This is a genomic window from Spirillospora sp. CA-108201, from assembly GCF_050936235.1.
In the GTDB taxonomy this organism is placed as follows: domain Bacteria; phylum Actinomycetota; class Actinomycetes; order Streptosporangiales; family Streptosporangiaceae; genus Spirillospora.
Genome location: NZ_JBNJNE010000001.1, coordinates 5,939,960 through 5,952,885 on the forward strand (window position 1 = coordinate 5,939,960; position 12,926 = coordinate 5,952,885).

Sequence of the window (12,926 nt, forward strand, 5' to 3'; positions counted from 1 at the left end):
CCGGCCCGGCCGGCCACCGCGCTCAGGGGTTCAGCAGCCGGACGGGGTCGCGTCAGGGCCGGGGCGCGGCGCCCGCTCGACGATCGCGGTCTTCATGAGCGCGCTGGACTGGGTCGTCGTGCCCGGCGCCCCGAACGGATGGCCCTTGGCCGCGACGACGTTGCGAGTGCCCAGGAAGCGATGGCTCGCGCGGTCGAAGACGAGTTCGTCGCGGACGCCGTCCTGGGTGCGGGTGACCGCGACCCCGTGGCGTCCCGCGGCGTCGACGCCGTCGTCCCGCAGCCGGACCCCGGGGATCTCGGCGATCGCCCGGTAGAGCGCCGCGCGCACCCCGGGCGGCGCGGGCCGGTCGATCAGGTCGGACGCGGCCTCCCACTGCCGCCCGGCCCGGTCGCCCTCGCCCTGGTCCGCGAGCAGGTCGAGCAGGGCGCCGGTGCCGGTGGGCAGGCCGCCGAGGTAGGGACGCTCGATCGGCGGTGCCGCCGGGCAGGGGCCGACCGTGCTCTCGCCGTCCGGCGGAATCGCCTCCCCCGGACGCGGCCGGATCGAGTTCCTCTCGACGACGAGGCCGCTCCCCGCGCCCCCGGCGGGCAGCCACGTCCGGGTGCGGACCTCGTACCAGCGGCCCACGCCGCCGACCCGCCGCCGCGTGACGCTCTCCTGGTAGACGATCTGGCCGGCGCGGGGCGCCGGGTCGCCCGCCGCCCGGTCGGCGGCCCGGTCGAGGACGGCGGCCACGTTGGCCGTCCGCGCGGGTTCCTGGTGGTCGACGAGGAACGCGGCCACCACGCAGGCGCAGGCCGCCGCGGCGACGCCGGACAGCAGCAGCGGGCGCCGCCGCCGGACGGGGACGCCGTGCGCCCGACGCCACCGGTCCTGCGCCCCGGCCACGTCGATGTCCAGGGGGACCTCGGAGCGCAGCCGCTCCACCAGCTTGAGCTCATCCATCGTGGTCCTCCTCGGCGAGGGCGTCGCGCAGCTTGCGGCGGATCCTGTTCATGCGGGACCGGACCGTCCCGGCGGGGATCGCGAGGGCTTCGGCGACCTCGTCGTAGGTCAGCCCCGCCCAGGTCACCAGCAGCAGCACTTCGCGCTGCGCGGCGGGCAGCCCGGCGATGGCCCCCGCGAGCGCCCGCGACCGGGCGCCCGCCTGGACGCGGTTCTCGACCGCGTCCGTGAACGGCTCGGTGACCGGGTCGGCCCCGCCGCGCGCGAGCGCCCGCAGCGCCCGCACCTCGGCGCGGCGGTGGCGGCGGATCAGGTTGGTCGCGATCCCGTAGAGCCAGGGCCGCGCGTCGGGACGCGCCGCGTCGTAGCGGTGGCGGCGGTCGAAGGCGACGAGGAAGGTGCCGGCGGTGATGTCCTCGGCGGCGTCCCGGCCGAGGCGCCGCGTCGCGTAACGCATGATCTCCGGGGCGTGCCGGCGGAACAGGCCCGCGAACCGCTCGGGCTCGGTCCGGGAGGCGGCGATCAGGGACGCGTCGGTGGGATCGTCATCGGCGGGGGGCTCGGGCCGGGGCGGCGAGGAGCGGCTCGTGGTCGGCATGCGCGGACCTCTCGGTCGTGGACGTTGCACCCCCTCTTGCCCGAGCGGCCGTGCGCGGGTCCCTCCGGTTCAGGTCTCCTCGCCGGCGCGGCTCCCGCGCGCGGGCGTGCGGAGGAGGAGGTAGCCGGAGAGGGCGCCCGCGAACTGGAAGCCGGCGATCGCGAGGACCAGGCCGATCGGGCCGATCGCGTCGGCGGACGCGGCGGTCAGTGCGGCGCCGACCGCGGACGCGCCGATCTTGAGGCTGCCGCCCGTGGTGTTGACCTGCCCGAGCCGGTCGGGGGGCGACTCGCGCTGGCGCAGCATGAGCGTGGCCGCGAACACCGGGCCCTCCGCGACCCCCGCGGCGACGAACGCCGCCGTCGCCCACGGCATCGACGGCGCGGCGGCGAGGGCGGCGAGCGAGGCCCCGAAGGCGACGAGCCCGGCGATCATGACGGGTTCGGCGTGCCGGGGCGTCAGCCAGCGGCTGGACGCCAGGGAGCCGATCAGCGAGCCGACCGCCATGGCCACGAGCAGCCGTCCGCCCGCGCCGGGCGAGGCGCCGATGTGCCCGGCGAGCAGGACCGCCGTGACGGCGACGCCGCCGAAGCCCATCCACGCGAGCGTCGTCGCGACGGTCAGGGCCCGCAGCACCCGGCCCTGGGCCAGCACCACCAGCCCGCCCGTGATCACCGAGAGCACCCCGGCCAGGGGCGGGCGCGCCGCGGCGCCCGTCTCCGTCTCGATGGCCGCCGCCCGCCCGCCGACCGCGCCCGTGTCGGCCGCGGCCTCCACCGCCGCCGAGCCCGGCGCGGCGGCGTGCGCGCTCGGGGACGGGCCGGGGAAGGGCAGGAACGGCAGGGCCAGGAGGCCGAGGACGCCGACCGCGACGACGGCGGTCCCGGCGTACTGGCCGCCGACCAGGGCGGCGAGGCCCGCGGCGAGGCCGGGACCGGCGATCCCGGCGAGGTTGTAGCTGGAGGCCTCCAGGCCGTAGGCGCGCGAGAGCCGGTCGGCCGGGACGAACCGGGGCAGCAGGCTGGTCAGCGCCACGACGATGGGCTCCGTGCAGCCGATCACGGCGGCGACGACGAGCGCCAGGACGAGCGGCGAGCGTCCCGCGAGGGCCAGCAGCAGCCCGGTCGCGGCGACGTAGCAGACGGCGAGGGCGACGGCGCCGCGGCGGGGGCGCGCCACCCGGTCCAGCGCGTTCCCGATCACGGGGCCGCTCAGCACGTACGGCAGCGTCATCGCGGTCTGCAGGTACCCGGCGGTGGCGGCGTGGCCCGTCCGCGCCTGGACGGTCAGGACCAGCGCGGTCGCGACCCCCTCGGCGGACACGCGCAGCATCGTCGCCGAGGTGAGGTGGAGGGGCAGCCCCGCGTTCCTGCCGATCACCCTCGAATGGTGGCATATCGTCCGCCGCCTAGACTGCGGAGGGTGACGGCAGCGAAGACAACGCACGAGCACCGGGTCACCAGCGAGGTCGGACGGCTGCGGACGGTGCTGCTGCACCGCCCCGGCGCGGAGCTCAAGCGGCTGACCCCGCGCAACAGCGACAAGCTCCTGTTCGACGCGATCCCGTGGGCGGGCCGGGCGCAGGAGGAGCACGACGCGTTCGCCGAGGCGCTGCGGTCGCGCGGCGTCGAGGTCCTGTACGTGACCGAACTGCTGCAGGACGCCTTGGAGTACGAGGCCGCGCGCGAGCAGGCGATCGCCGACGCCATCGTCGACCTGCGCCTCGGAGACCAGCTCCGGCGCGTCGTCGAGGACCATCTGCGCGGCCTCGACCCGGAGAACCTCGCGCACACGCTGATCGCCGGGCTCGCGCACGAGGAGCTGAAGGCCGGGCACGGCCTCGTCTACCGGCTGATGGACGAGCGGGACTTCATCGTCGATCCGCTGCCGGGCCTGCTGTTCACCCGCGACAACAGCACCTGGATCGGCGACCGCGTGGCGGTGACGAGCCTCGCGATGGAGGCGCGGCGGCGCGAGTCGGCCCTCACGGGGCTGGTCTACGCGCACCATCCGCGGTTCGCCGGGGTGGAGCCGGTCTACAGCCCGTCCCTGGAGCACCTGGAGGGCGGCGACGTCCTGCTGCTGCGTCCGGGAGTGATCGCCGTCGGCACCGGGGAGCGGACGACCCCGGCGGGCGTCGAGCGCCTGGCCCGCCAGGCGATCGGGGCCGGGCTGGCCCGCACGGTGCTGGCCGTGCCGATCGCGCAGGAGCGGGCCACCATGCACCTCGACACCGTCTGCACGATGGTCGACGTCGACACCGTCGTGATGTACCCGCCGGTGGCGCACTCGCTGACCGCCTACACGGTGACGCTGGACGAGGGGCATCTGCGCGTCGCCGAGCCGCGCCCGTTCCTCCAGGCCGCCGCCGACGCGATGGGCCTGGACCGCCTCAAGGTGATCGACACCGGGCTCGACCCGGTCACCGCCGAGCGCGAGCAGTGGGACGACGGGAACAACACCCTCGCCGTGGCCCCGCGCCTGTGCGTCGCCTACGAGCGCAACATCGAGACCAACGCGCAGCTGGAGGCGTCCGGGATCGAGGTCATCCGGATCAGCGGGAGCGAGCTCGGGACGGGGCGGGGCGGCCCCCGCTGCATGTCGTGCCCGATCCTCCGCGAGGAGATCTGAGCCTCACCGGCGAAGGGGGATTTCGTGTTCTTCCCGGCGCCGGGGGCCAGAGGCGCGCGGCGCCGGGAAGAACCATCAACGCTCGCGATGCCGACGGGGGCACGACATCGCCCGAGCGTTGGAGAGGACCATACAAGGTCGGGCGGGGTTCCTTCCAGGCAGGGTCGCTCTATGCCGGATATGCCCGGCTTGGAGCCACTTCACTCCTGGTTCCGTTGCATCGGTCTTCGACTGGCTCGTCCAGAAGGTCCGGAAATGCTGACAGATCCGGGACGACGGCGTGCGCACCGGCGGGGGCCGCCGACCGGTCGTCGCCGGACGACCGGGGCGCCCGCAGGACGGCCCACACCGTGGTGGCGCCCTCCTCGTGGCGCACTCCCCAGCCCTCGGACAGGGCCTCGACGATGCCGAGCCCGCGCCCGCCGAGCGAGGACAGCGTGCCGGGGCCGCGGCGCGGCTCGGTCATGGCGCCGCCGTCGCTGACCTCCAGTTCCAGGAGGTCGTCGCGGCGCAGCCAGCAGACCTTCACCTGGCCGGACGGCAGCGGCCGCGCGTGCCGCAGGGCGTTGCTGAGCAGCTCGCTGACGATGACGCTGGCGTCGTCGACGACCGAGTCGTAGACGCCCGAGTCGATCAGCTCCGAACTGAGGCGCCTGCGGGCGACCGCGACGCTGGACGGTGCGTGTGGCAGCAGTACGACGCTCGACGCCCTCACCTCCCCGATGCTCCGCTCACTCGGACGTGTTCCGTCATCACCGTTCCGGTACGTCCGAAATGCCCTGATGGCCATGACGGGAAACCCGAACGGATCAGTTCACCACCTGCACAACGAGTCATCGGTCGTCCGGTCACGGTGATCACCCCCGGGATCGGCATCTCGTCACCAACGGCGACCAACCAAGGATCTATCCAGCCAACGGCGGATTTACTCCTCGCGCACGCGTTTCGTCCATCACACCCCGCCGACACCGCACTTCTCCGCACCGTTCCCAGCCTGCCAGCCCGCGAGACCACCGTAAGCGCTGGTCACGCCCGTCTCACCGGACCGCCCGGGACGGACTGTCCGCACGGTAAGTAACCGTCCGCTCAACCCGCCGAACGCAACACGAGGCGCATGCACGTTCCCTCGCCCGCCCGTGCACCACCTGCGGGCCCGCGCCGTTCGGTGACGGAGAGTAGCCGAGAGGTCGGTTCCCCTTTGGGGGGTTCGGTGGATTTCTTCCCGTTTTGCGATATTTGGGGCGGTTCGTTGTGAGATGTCTCACGCCCTGCCGGATGGGCGGAGATCGTGCCGCCCTGCGCCTCCGTCAGCCGTTTGACGATGTACAGGCCGAGCCCGATGCCGCCGAACCGGCGGCGGTCGCCCGCGTCCCCCTGCACGAACCGCTCGAAGATCCGCTCATGGTCGCCGACGGGGATGCCGATGCCCTCGTCCGCGACCGTGACGACGATTCCGGAGCCCTCGCGGCGGGCCCGCACCCGCACGGTCCCGCCGTCCGGGGAGTACTTGAACGCGTTCTCCAGCAGCTGCCCGAGGACGATGTCGGTGGCCATCGCGTCCCCGCTGCACGGCGGCAGGCCGGGGTCGATCTCCAGCTCCACCCGGTGCAGCGGCGACAGCGAGCGGAACCCGCCGACCACGCCCTCCAGGACGCGGACGAGGTCGAACGGCTCGATCGTCACCGCCAGCTCGTCGGCTCCGGCGCGGGAGCCGAGCAGCAGGTGCTCGACGAGCCGCGCGAGCGACTGGGCGCGCTCGGCGATGGTGGCGACGGCGGCGCGGCGGTCGGCGTCGGCCAGCTCGTCCCACCGGTTGACCAGCGTGGACGCGAACCCCTGCACGACCGTGATCGGCGTCCGCAGCTCGTGGCTGGTGGTGGCCAGGAACAGGTCCTTGGCCTCCTCCAGCGCCTTGGCCTCCGAGACGTCGCGGAAGTCGACGACCAGCTCGCCGGTCTCCTCGATCTCGGCGGCCAGCACGTTCAGCCACGTCCCCGACTCCAGGCGGAACGTGAGCATCTCGCCGAGCGCGGGCATGCCGAACGGCAGCGGGCGCCCGATCGCCTCCTCCGGCGGGATGCCGGTCAGGGTGTGCGCGGCGTTGTTCCAGTGCCGGACGACGAGGTCGTGGTCCAGCACCGCGATGCCGTCGGCGCTGGAGTCGATGACGGCGCGCTCGTGCGCCCGCTGCCGGACGACCTCCGCGTAGGCGACGGCGTTGCCGACCGCGACGCCGGCGTGCCCGGCGAGCAGTTCCAGCAGTTCGAGCTCGGTGTGCCCGACCTTGCGGCCGGAGAAGAGCGCGTACAGCGCGCCGTACGGCCGGTTCTGCAGGTACGACAGGCCGAGGGCGATCGTGTGCAGGCCGGGCAGCTCCGACCAGATCAGGTCGCCGAGGCGCCGCTCGCCCGTCGCGAGCTTGACGGTCTTGCCCGACCGCAGCAGCTCCCCGACCAGGCTCGGCCGCAGCTCGGCGCGCCGGCCGCGCATCCGCTCCGGCAGCCCGGACATGCTGACCAGCCGCAGCCGCTCGCCCTCGATCTTGACGAATCCGCCGGCGTCGGCGCCGGTCAGCTCGATGAGCGCGGAGGTGATCCGGTCGAGCACCACGGCGAGGTCGAGTTCGGCGCCGAGGTCGGCGACGATGTCGTTCAGCCGCCGGACGAGCCGGGCCCGCTCGGTCATCCGGTGCTGGAGGATCTCGTCGTCCTCGACGGGGTGGTACACCCCGACCCAGCCGAGCAGCGTGCCGTTCGGGTCCTTCAGCAGACTCGTGTCGATGCGCACGTCGATGAGCCGGCCGTCGCGGTGGAAGCGGCGGGTGGCGATCGAGATCTGCCCGCCGTCGCCCTCGCCGCCGCGCCGGGTGAGGAGCCTCTCCTGGACGGCGTTGTGCTCGGCCTTGAGCTCGTCGGGGACGATGGGCGGGACCCGGCCGAGCACCTGCTCGGCCGTCCAGCCGAACATGCGCTCGGCCGCCGGGTTCCACACGGTGACCCGGTGCCGCTGGTCCACGGCCACGATCGCGTCGGCGGCGCTCTCGATGACGGCCCGCGCGATCGGATCGTGCACGTGCTCATACACGTCTGTCATCGTGCCACCGGACTCCGGCCCACCGCCGGGCAACTTGCGCCGAAACTTGCTTTCGACCCAAACCTTACCGTCTGGTAAGCCTACCGATGAGCAGGGCCGCGACCCCTGCCACCAGGAACGACAGCAGCGAGGCGCTCATCCACGTCTGCGGCGTGAAGTGCAGCGCGTCCCGGACGCCGGACCAGAAACCGGCCCAGCGGGCGACCGTTCCCGGGTTGACGAGTTGGTAGACGACGAACCCGACCGCCCATGCCCCGATCATGCCCCAGCGGGACGGCGCCGTCCGCGAGACGTCCCAGCCGCCCGCCCGGCGGCGGCCGAGGAAGAAGTCGGCGGCCAGGACGCCGAGCATCGGCACGAACACCGACCCGATCAGCGACAGGAAGCCGGCGTAGTCGCCGATGTCCAGCACCAGCGCGAGCACGGTGATGCCGATGCCGAGGGCGACGCTCAGCACCCGGCGGTCGGCCCGGGGGAACAGGTTCTGGATCGACACCGCCGTGGAGTAGGTGTCGGCGAACGACTGGTCGGCCTCCCGCAGCACGAACACCGCGAAGAACACCACGCCCAGCGAGGCGCCGAGGAACGGGTCGAAGATCCTGCCGGAGTCGCCCGCGACCAGCGCCAGCGCGAGCAGCCCGAGGACGTAGGCGACGATCTGCGTGACGGAGTAGCCGACGGCCGCGGCGCCGAACGCCCCCCGCTCGGTGCGCGCGTGCCGGGTGTAGTCGGCGGCGACCGGGACCCAGGAGATCGACACGGCCAGCGCGGCGTCCGCGCCGAGCCAGAACCCGCCCCACGAGCCCTCCGTCAGGTCGGGCAGCGGCTCCCGGACGAGCCGGACGTAGAAGTACACGAGCGCGACCGCCACCGCGACGGTCACGTAGCGGCGCAGCAGCCGGACCGAGCCGAGCGGCCAGACCGTCAGCACGGTCGTGAGCGCGCCGGCGGCGACCACGTAGCCCCAGCGCGGGACGCCGTCCCACAGCTCGCGGGCCGCGTCGGCGATGACGATCAGCTCGAACGTCCCCCAGCCGACGAGCTGGGCGATGTTGAGGACGGTCGGCGCGTACGACAGCTTCGCGCCGAACAGGCCGCGCAGCAGCACCATCGCCGGCTGCCCGGTGCGCGCGCCGGGCACGGCGGCGAGGCCGAGCATCAGCCCGCCGAGGGCCGTCCCGACGGCCATCGCGACGATGCCCGCCATGATCGAGATCGTCGGCCGGCCGTCGGCGTCCGGCGCGAGGACGGTGTAGGCGCCGGAGAAGGCCAGGAGGCTGACGCCGAGGTTCCCCCAGAAGGCGCTCTGGTCCCAGAATCCGAGGACCTTGGGGGCGGGCTCGTCGAGGGTGAACGGGACCTCGTCGCGGGCGCGCTCGCCCTGCGGGCGCTTTTCGACATCGGACGTCACGGGACACGCTCCCTACGCCGGCATTACCCGGACAGGTTCATGCGGTCGGCGACGCCTCGAAGGCCGCCCTCTCAGCCCGGCTGTGGCCCGAGCTCCCGCGGGTATCGGTCAGGCCCGATCGTACAACCGCCCGTCACGCCCCAAAAGAGGGCATCCGGGTCAGATCCCTCGACGGCCGGTCAGATCACGCGACGTAGGGCGGTCCGTCGCCCGCGCCCTCCATCGGACGCCCGGCGTCGGCCCACCCGTGCATGCCGTCGCCGACGTTCCTCGCCAGCCACCCGGCCTGGTTCAGCGCGGACGTGACCTGCGCGGACCGCGCCCCGGACCGGCAGATCACGTAGACCTCCCGGTCGCGCGGGACCTCCCCCGCGCGGTCGCCGAGCTGGCGCATGGGGATGTGGACCGCGGCGGGCGCGTGGCCCGCGTCCCACTCGTCCTGCTCCCGGACGTCCAGCAGGTAGCCGTCCTGCGGAACGTCCGCGGCGACCACGGCCGGTACGTCTTCCCCGAAATTCATCACACCTCCATGGAACCGCGCGAAGCCCCCCTGCGTCGAATCACGCATGCGGTATCGGACGCTCCTTTTCGCGGCGCCCGGGCTGGCCATGCTCCTGTCCACGGCCGCCTGCGGCGACGAACAGGCAAACGGAAACTCCGCCGGAGCGCCTTCGGGCACGACGTCCGTGCAGCCGTCCGGCTCCTCGGCGGAAACGCTCACCGTGCAGGTCAAGGCCTCCAAGGAGGCGCCCGCCAAGACCTGGCGGCTGACCTGCGACCCGCCCGGCGGAGACCATCCCCAGGCGGCGGGCGCCTGCGCGGCGCTCACCAAGGTCAAGGAACCCTTCCAACCCGTCCCCAAGGACCAGATGTGCACCAAGATCTACGGCGGTCCGGAGATCGCCACGGTCAAGGGCACCTGGCAGGGCAAGCGGATCGACACCACGTTCACCCGCGATGACGGCTGCCAGCTGCACCGCTGGAGCCAGATCGGCCCCGTCTTCGGCAACGTCCCGAAGGTCCGCTGACCCGTCCCACTCCATCGATCCATCCGAACCGGCCATCCCCGTTCCGGCCCGGTTCACCACTCCGACGTCAGGCCCCGGCGCCCGCCGGGGCCTGACCCGTCCCCCGGCGCGGACGGCGGGCGGTCAGAACAGGCCGCCGACGCTCCGGTTCTGGGAGACGGCGGTGTCGAACGCCAGCGGGCAGGCCAGCACGAGCGTGCGCATCGGCTCCTGCGGCTGGACGTGCATGCGCAGGACGTAGCGGTCGGCCCCGGTGAACACCTGGGAGAAGAGATCGCCCATCCCGGCGAAGCCGCGCTGGATCCGGGCGAGCTCCTGCTGCTGCCAGTCGGTGATCCGGCCGCTCAGCAGCTCGTAGTAGCCGAACTGCCGCTCGCAGGGGTCGAGGATCTCCCAGCCGCGCATCGCCCGCTTGCGCAGGTACCCGATCAGCCCGCCCTGCGGGGTCAGCACCTGCATCGTGGGCGTGCCCACGAACCCGTACGGCTTGTAGAACAGGAAGTACGGCATGCCGTCCGGGCGGAGGATCGACAGCTTGCGCTCCGCCTGGGTCTGGCTGTTCTGGTTCATGACGCGCAGGGCCTTCTTCGCGCCGCTCACGCCCTCTTCCCGGACGTACGCCGCGGGCTGCCCCTGCGGGCTCCAGATCGTGTAGTTGGCCTCGGTCGAGAAGAACTGCGCCGGCTGGTCGTAGACGAGGATCGGCGACCCGTACAGGTCGGCGGGCTGCTGCGGCGGCCGCTGGTGCTGCGGCTGCTGCGGCGCGGGGGAGCCGCCCTGCTGCGGAACCGGGTAGCCGCCCTGCTGCGGCGCGGGGTAGCCGCCGTGGCCGGGTGCCGGGTAGCCGCCGTAGCCGGGCGCCGCGGGCGCGGGGCCGTAGGCCGTCCCGGCCACAGCCGGAACCGCCCGCCGCTACTTGAGGAGGCGGGACATGCGGCGGTCGGCGAGGGGCTTGCCGCCCGTCTGGCAGGTGGGGCAGTACTGGAGCGCCGAATCGGCGAACGACACCTCGCGCACCGTGTCACCGCACACCGGGCATTTCTGGCCCGCACGCCCGTGCACCCGCAGGCCGGTCTTCTTCTCGCCCTTGAGGTCCTGCGCCTCCAGGCCGCGCGAGCGCTCCACCGCGTCCCGCAGCGTGGTGACGATCGCCTCGTGCAGGACGGCGACGTCCTCCTCGGTCAGCGAGGAAGCGATCTTGAACGGGGACATCCCGGCGACGTGCAGCACCTCGTCGGAGTAGGCGTTGCCGATCCCGGCGATCACCTTCTGGTCGCGCAGCAGGCCCTTGATCTGGCTGCGCTTGCCGTTGACGATCCCGGCCAGGGCCGCGGTGGTGAACGACTCGTCCAGCGGGTCGGGGCCGAGGGACGCCACTCCCGGCACGTCGTCCGGGTCGCGCACGACGTAGACGGCGAGCCCCTTCTTGGTGCCCGCCTCGGTGAGGTCGAAGCCCGAGCCGTCGTCCAGGTGCACGCGCAGGGCGAGCGGGTTCTTGCCACCGGGCCGGGCGGGCCTGGCCGGGATCTCGTCGCGCCAGCGCAGCCAGCCGGCGCGGGCGAGGTGGATCACGAGGTGCAGCCCGTCGACGTCCAGGTCGAGGAACTTGCCGTGCCGGGCCGCGCCGGTGACGGTCAGCCCGCCGAGCGCCGTCACCGGCGGGTCGTAGGTCTTCAGCGCGGAGATGGCGAGAACATCGACGCGGGCGACGGCATGGCCGACCGCGCGCTCCCGCAGGAACCCCGCCAGCGCCTCCACCTCAGGTAGCTCAGGCATGGGTTCAGTATCCGCGACGGGCGGCGGTGCCGGAACGTTTGTCCACAGCCCTGTGGACGCCTGTGGAAAACCCTGGGGCCGGTGTGACCCGGATCTCGGAATCACCCATACCCCCTAGGGGTTGTCATGGGTGTCCGGTTATGGCAGCATGAGGCCGACGAGATACCCCCCAGGGGTAACAGAGCGAGGGAGACGCCGATGAGCACCGCCACCTACACCGTCAGCGGGATGACCTGCGGCCACTGCGTGAGCTCGGTGACCGAGGAGGTCGAGCAGATCGCCGGTGTGACCGGCGTGAACGTCGACCTCCAGTCCGGCGAGGTCACCGTCACGAGCGAGACCCCCCTCGACGACGCCCGGGTCAGGGACGCCGTCGAGGAGGCCGGATACCAGCTGACCTCGTGAGCGGACCGCACCTCGCCCCCGGCGGGGTGCGTCCCTCGGAACATCGAGCGGAGTGAGACGGCATGAACAGCGCGACCAGGCTGGGGGCCTACGCCGTGGGCCTCGCGGTGGTCTTCGGCGGCGCCGCGGGCGCCGGCAAGATCGTCGGTCCCGTCGGAGGCAAGGCGAAGATGGCATCCCATGAGAACGGCAGCGGCGGCGGGCACGGCGCCGGAGGCCACGAGGGCACGGCGTCCCACGCGCCGGGCGGCCTCCAGGTGTCGGAGGACGGCTACACGCTGACCCCGCAGCGGACCGTCCTCGACGCCGGCGAGAAGACGGACTTCCGGTTCACGATCAACGGACCGGACGGCAGGCCCGTCACCGGCTTCAAGCCGCTGCACGGCAAGCGGCTGCACCTGATCGTGGCGCGGCGCGACCTGTCCGGCTTCCAGCACGTGCACCCGACCGAGGCCGGGGGCGGCGTCTGGACCGTCCCGATCACGCTGGCCAAGCCCGGCGTGTACCGGTTCTTCACCGACATCCAGCCGGACGGCGCGAAGCGGCAGCTCACGCTCGGCGCCGACGTGTTCGTCCCCGGCGACCTGCGGCCGGCGCCGCTGCCCGGGCCCGAGCAGGTCGCGAAGGTGGACGGCTACGAGGTGCGGCTGACCGGGGGCCTCACTCCCGGCAAGTCCACCGAACTGACGCTCACGGTGAGCAAGGACGGCAAGCCGGTCACCGACCTGGAGCCGTACCTGGAGGCCTACGGGCACCTCGTCGCGCTGCGGCAGGGCGACCTGGCCTACCTCCACGTCCACCCGGACGGGGAACCCGGCGACGGCGAGACCGAGCCCGGTCCCGGCATCACGTTCTTCGCCGAGGCGCCCAGCTCCGGCGCCTACCGCCTGTACCTGGACTTCAAGCACGACGGCAAGGTCCGCACCGCCGAGTTCACGGTGCACGCGGGGCACGTCCCCGTCCAGGAGCAGGGCCGGGAGCCCGAGCCCGGGCACGACGACCAGCCCCACACCCACTGACGTTCCGATCGAAGCAG

General features: G+C 73.2%; 13 protein-coding genes and 1 riboswitch. Of the genes, 4 read left to right on the forward strand and 9 right to left on the reverse strand.

The genetic code is table 11. The features are described 5' to 3' along the window. Window positions 1-30: 30 nt before the first annotated feature. The 3 genes from ACQEU6_RS28585 to ACQEU6_RS28595 all read right to left on the reverse strand — a co-directional run bounded on the left by ACQEU6_RS28585 (window position 31) and on the right by ACQEU6_RS28595 (window position 2,926). Window positions 31-948 (reverse strand): CU044_5270 family protein, encoded by a 918-nt coding sequence (locus ACQEU6_RS28585; RefSeq protein ID WP_499336144.1) that lies wholly within the window; start codon window positions 946-948, stop codon window positions 31-33. After that, entirely contained in the window at window positions 941-1,546 is a 606-nt protein-coding gene (locus tag ACQEU6_RS28590; RefSeq protein ID WP_499336145.1) for an RNA polymerase sigma factor, read from the reverse strand. The genes ACQEU6_RS28585 and ACQEU6_RS28590 overlap by 8 nt, the downstream gene beginning before the upstream one ends. Window positions 1,547-1,615: 69 nt before the next feature. Next, the gene (locus ACQEU6_RS28595; protein ID WP_499336146.1) at window positions 1,616-2,926 is read right to left on the reverse strand and encodes an MFS transporter; all 1,311 of its coding nucleotides are present in this window, start codon (window positions 2,924-2,926) and stop codon (window positions 1,616-1,618) included. Window positions 2,927-2,968: 42 nt separating this feature from the next. On the opposite strand from ACQEU6_RS28595, the gene ACQEU6_RS28600 reads away from it, so the two are divergent. Continuing rightward, a complete protein-coding gene (locus ACQEU6_RS28600) occupies window positions 2,969-4,177 on the forward strand; it encodes an arginine deiminase (RefSeq protein WP_499336147.1) in 1,209 nt (402 codons plus the stop codon). Between the two features lie 169 nt (window positions 4,178-4,346). Here the strand turns inward: ACQEU6_RS28600 and ACQEU6_RS28605 are convergent, their stop codons facing one another. The 4 genes from ACQEU6_RS28605 to ACQEU6_RS28620 all read right to left on the reverse strand — a co-directional run bounded on the left by ACQEU6_RS28605 (window position 4,347) and on the right by ACQEU6_RS28620 (window position 9,201). Next, window positions 4,347-4,892: an ATP-binding protein gene (locus ACQEU6_RS28605; protein ID WP_499336148.1), complete on the reverse strand. Its 546-nt coding sequence runs from the start codon at window positions 4,890-4,892 to the stop codon at window positions 4,347-4,349. Between the two features lie 371 nt (window positions 4,893-5,263). Further along, complete coding sequence (locus tag ACQEU6_RS28610; RefSeq protein ID WP_499336149.1) at window positions 5,264-7,270, reverse strand: sensor histidine kinase; 2,007 nt, start codon at window positions 7,268-7,270, stop codon at window positions 5,264-5,266. Between the two features lie 64 nt (window positions 7,271-7,334). Next, the gene (locus tag ACQEU6_RS28615) at window positions 7,335-8,681 is read right to left on the reverse strand and encodes a purine-cytosine permease family protein (RefSeq protein WP_499336150.1); all 1,347 of its coding nucleotides are present in this window, start codon (window positions 8,679-8,681) and stop codon (window positions 7,335-7,337) included. Then, a riboswitch (TPP riboswitch) is annotated at window positions 8,674-8,790 on the reverse strand. It overlaps the preceding gene by 8 nt. Before the next feature lie 75 nt (window positions 8,791-8,865). Further along, entirely contained in the window at window positions 8,866-9,201 is a 336-nt protein-coding gene (locus ACQEU6_RS28620; RefSeq protein WP_499336151.1) for a rhodanese-like domain-containing protein, read from the reverse strand. Window positions 9,202-9,247: 46 nt separating this feature from the next. Here ACQEU6_RS28620 and ACQEU6_RS28625 point away from each other — a divergent pair, with 46 nt between their 5' ends. Further along, a complete protein-coding gene (locus ACQEU6_RS28625) occupies window positions 9,248-9,709 on the forward strand; it encodes an SSI family serine proteinase inhibitor (protein WP_499336152.1) in 462 nt (153 codons plus the stop codon). A 123-nt stretch (window positions 9,710-9,832) separates the two neighbouring features. On the opposite strand, the gene ACQEU6_RS28630 is transcribed toward ACQEU6_RS28625, so the two are convergent. Then, window positions 9,833-10,603, reverse strand: coding sequence for an LURP-one-related/scramblase family protein (locus tag ACQEU6_RS28630; protein ID WP_499336153.1), 771 nt, complete (start codon window positions 10,601-10,603; stop codon window positions 9,833-9,835). A gap of 18 nt (window positions 10,604-10,621) precedes the next feature. After that, window positions 10,622-11,485 (reverse strand): Fpg/Nei family DNA glycosylase, encoded by an 864-nt coding sequence (locus tag ACQEU6_RS28635; RefSeq protein WP_499336154.1) that lies wholly within the window; start codon window positions 11,483-11,485, stop codon window positions 10,622-10,624. 198 nt (window positions 11,486-11,683) lie between these two features. Here ACQEU6_RS28635 and ACQEU6_RS28640 point away from each other — a divergent pair, with 198 nt between their 5' ends. Together ACQEU6_RS28640 and ACQEU6_RS28645 are read left to right on the forward strand one after the other, a co-directional pair. Then, window positions 11,684-11,890 (forward strand): heavy-metal-associated domain-containing protein, encoded by a 207-nt coding sequence (locus ACQEU6_RS28640; protein WP_499336155.1) that lies wholly within the window; start codon window positions 11,684-11,686, stop codon window positions 11,888-11,890. A gap of 62 nt (window positions 11,891-11,952) precedes the next feature. Continuing rightward, window positions 11,953-12,909, forward strand: a complete 957-nt coding sequence (locus ACQEU6_RS28645; RefSeq protein WP_499336156.1) for a DUF8832 domain-containing protein — start codon at window positions 11,953-11,955, stop codon at window positions 12,907-12,909. Window positions 12,910-12,926: the final 17 nt, after the last annotated feature.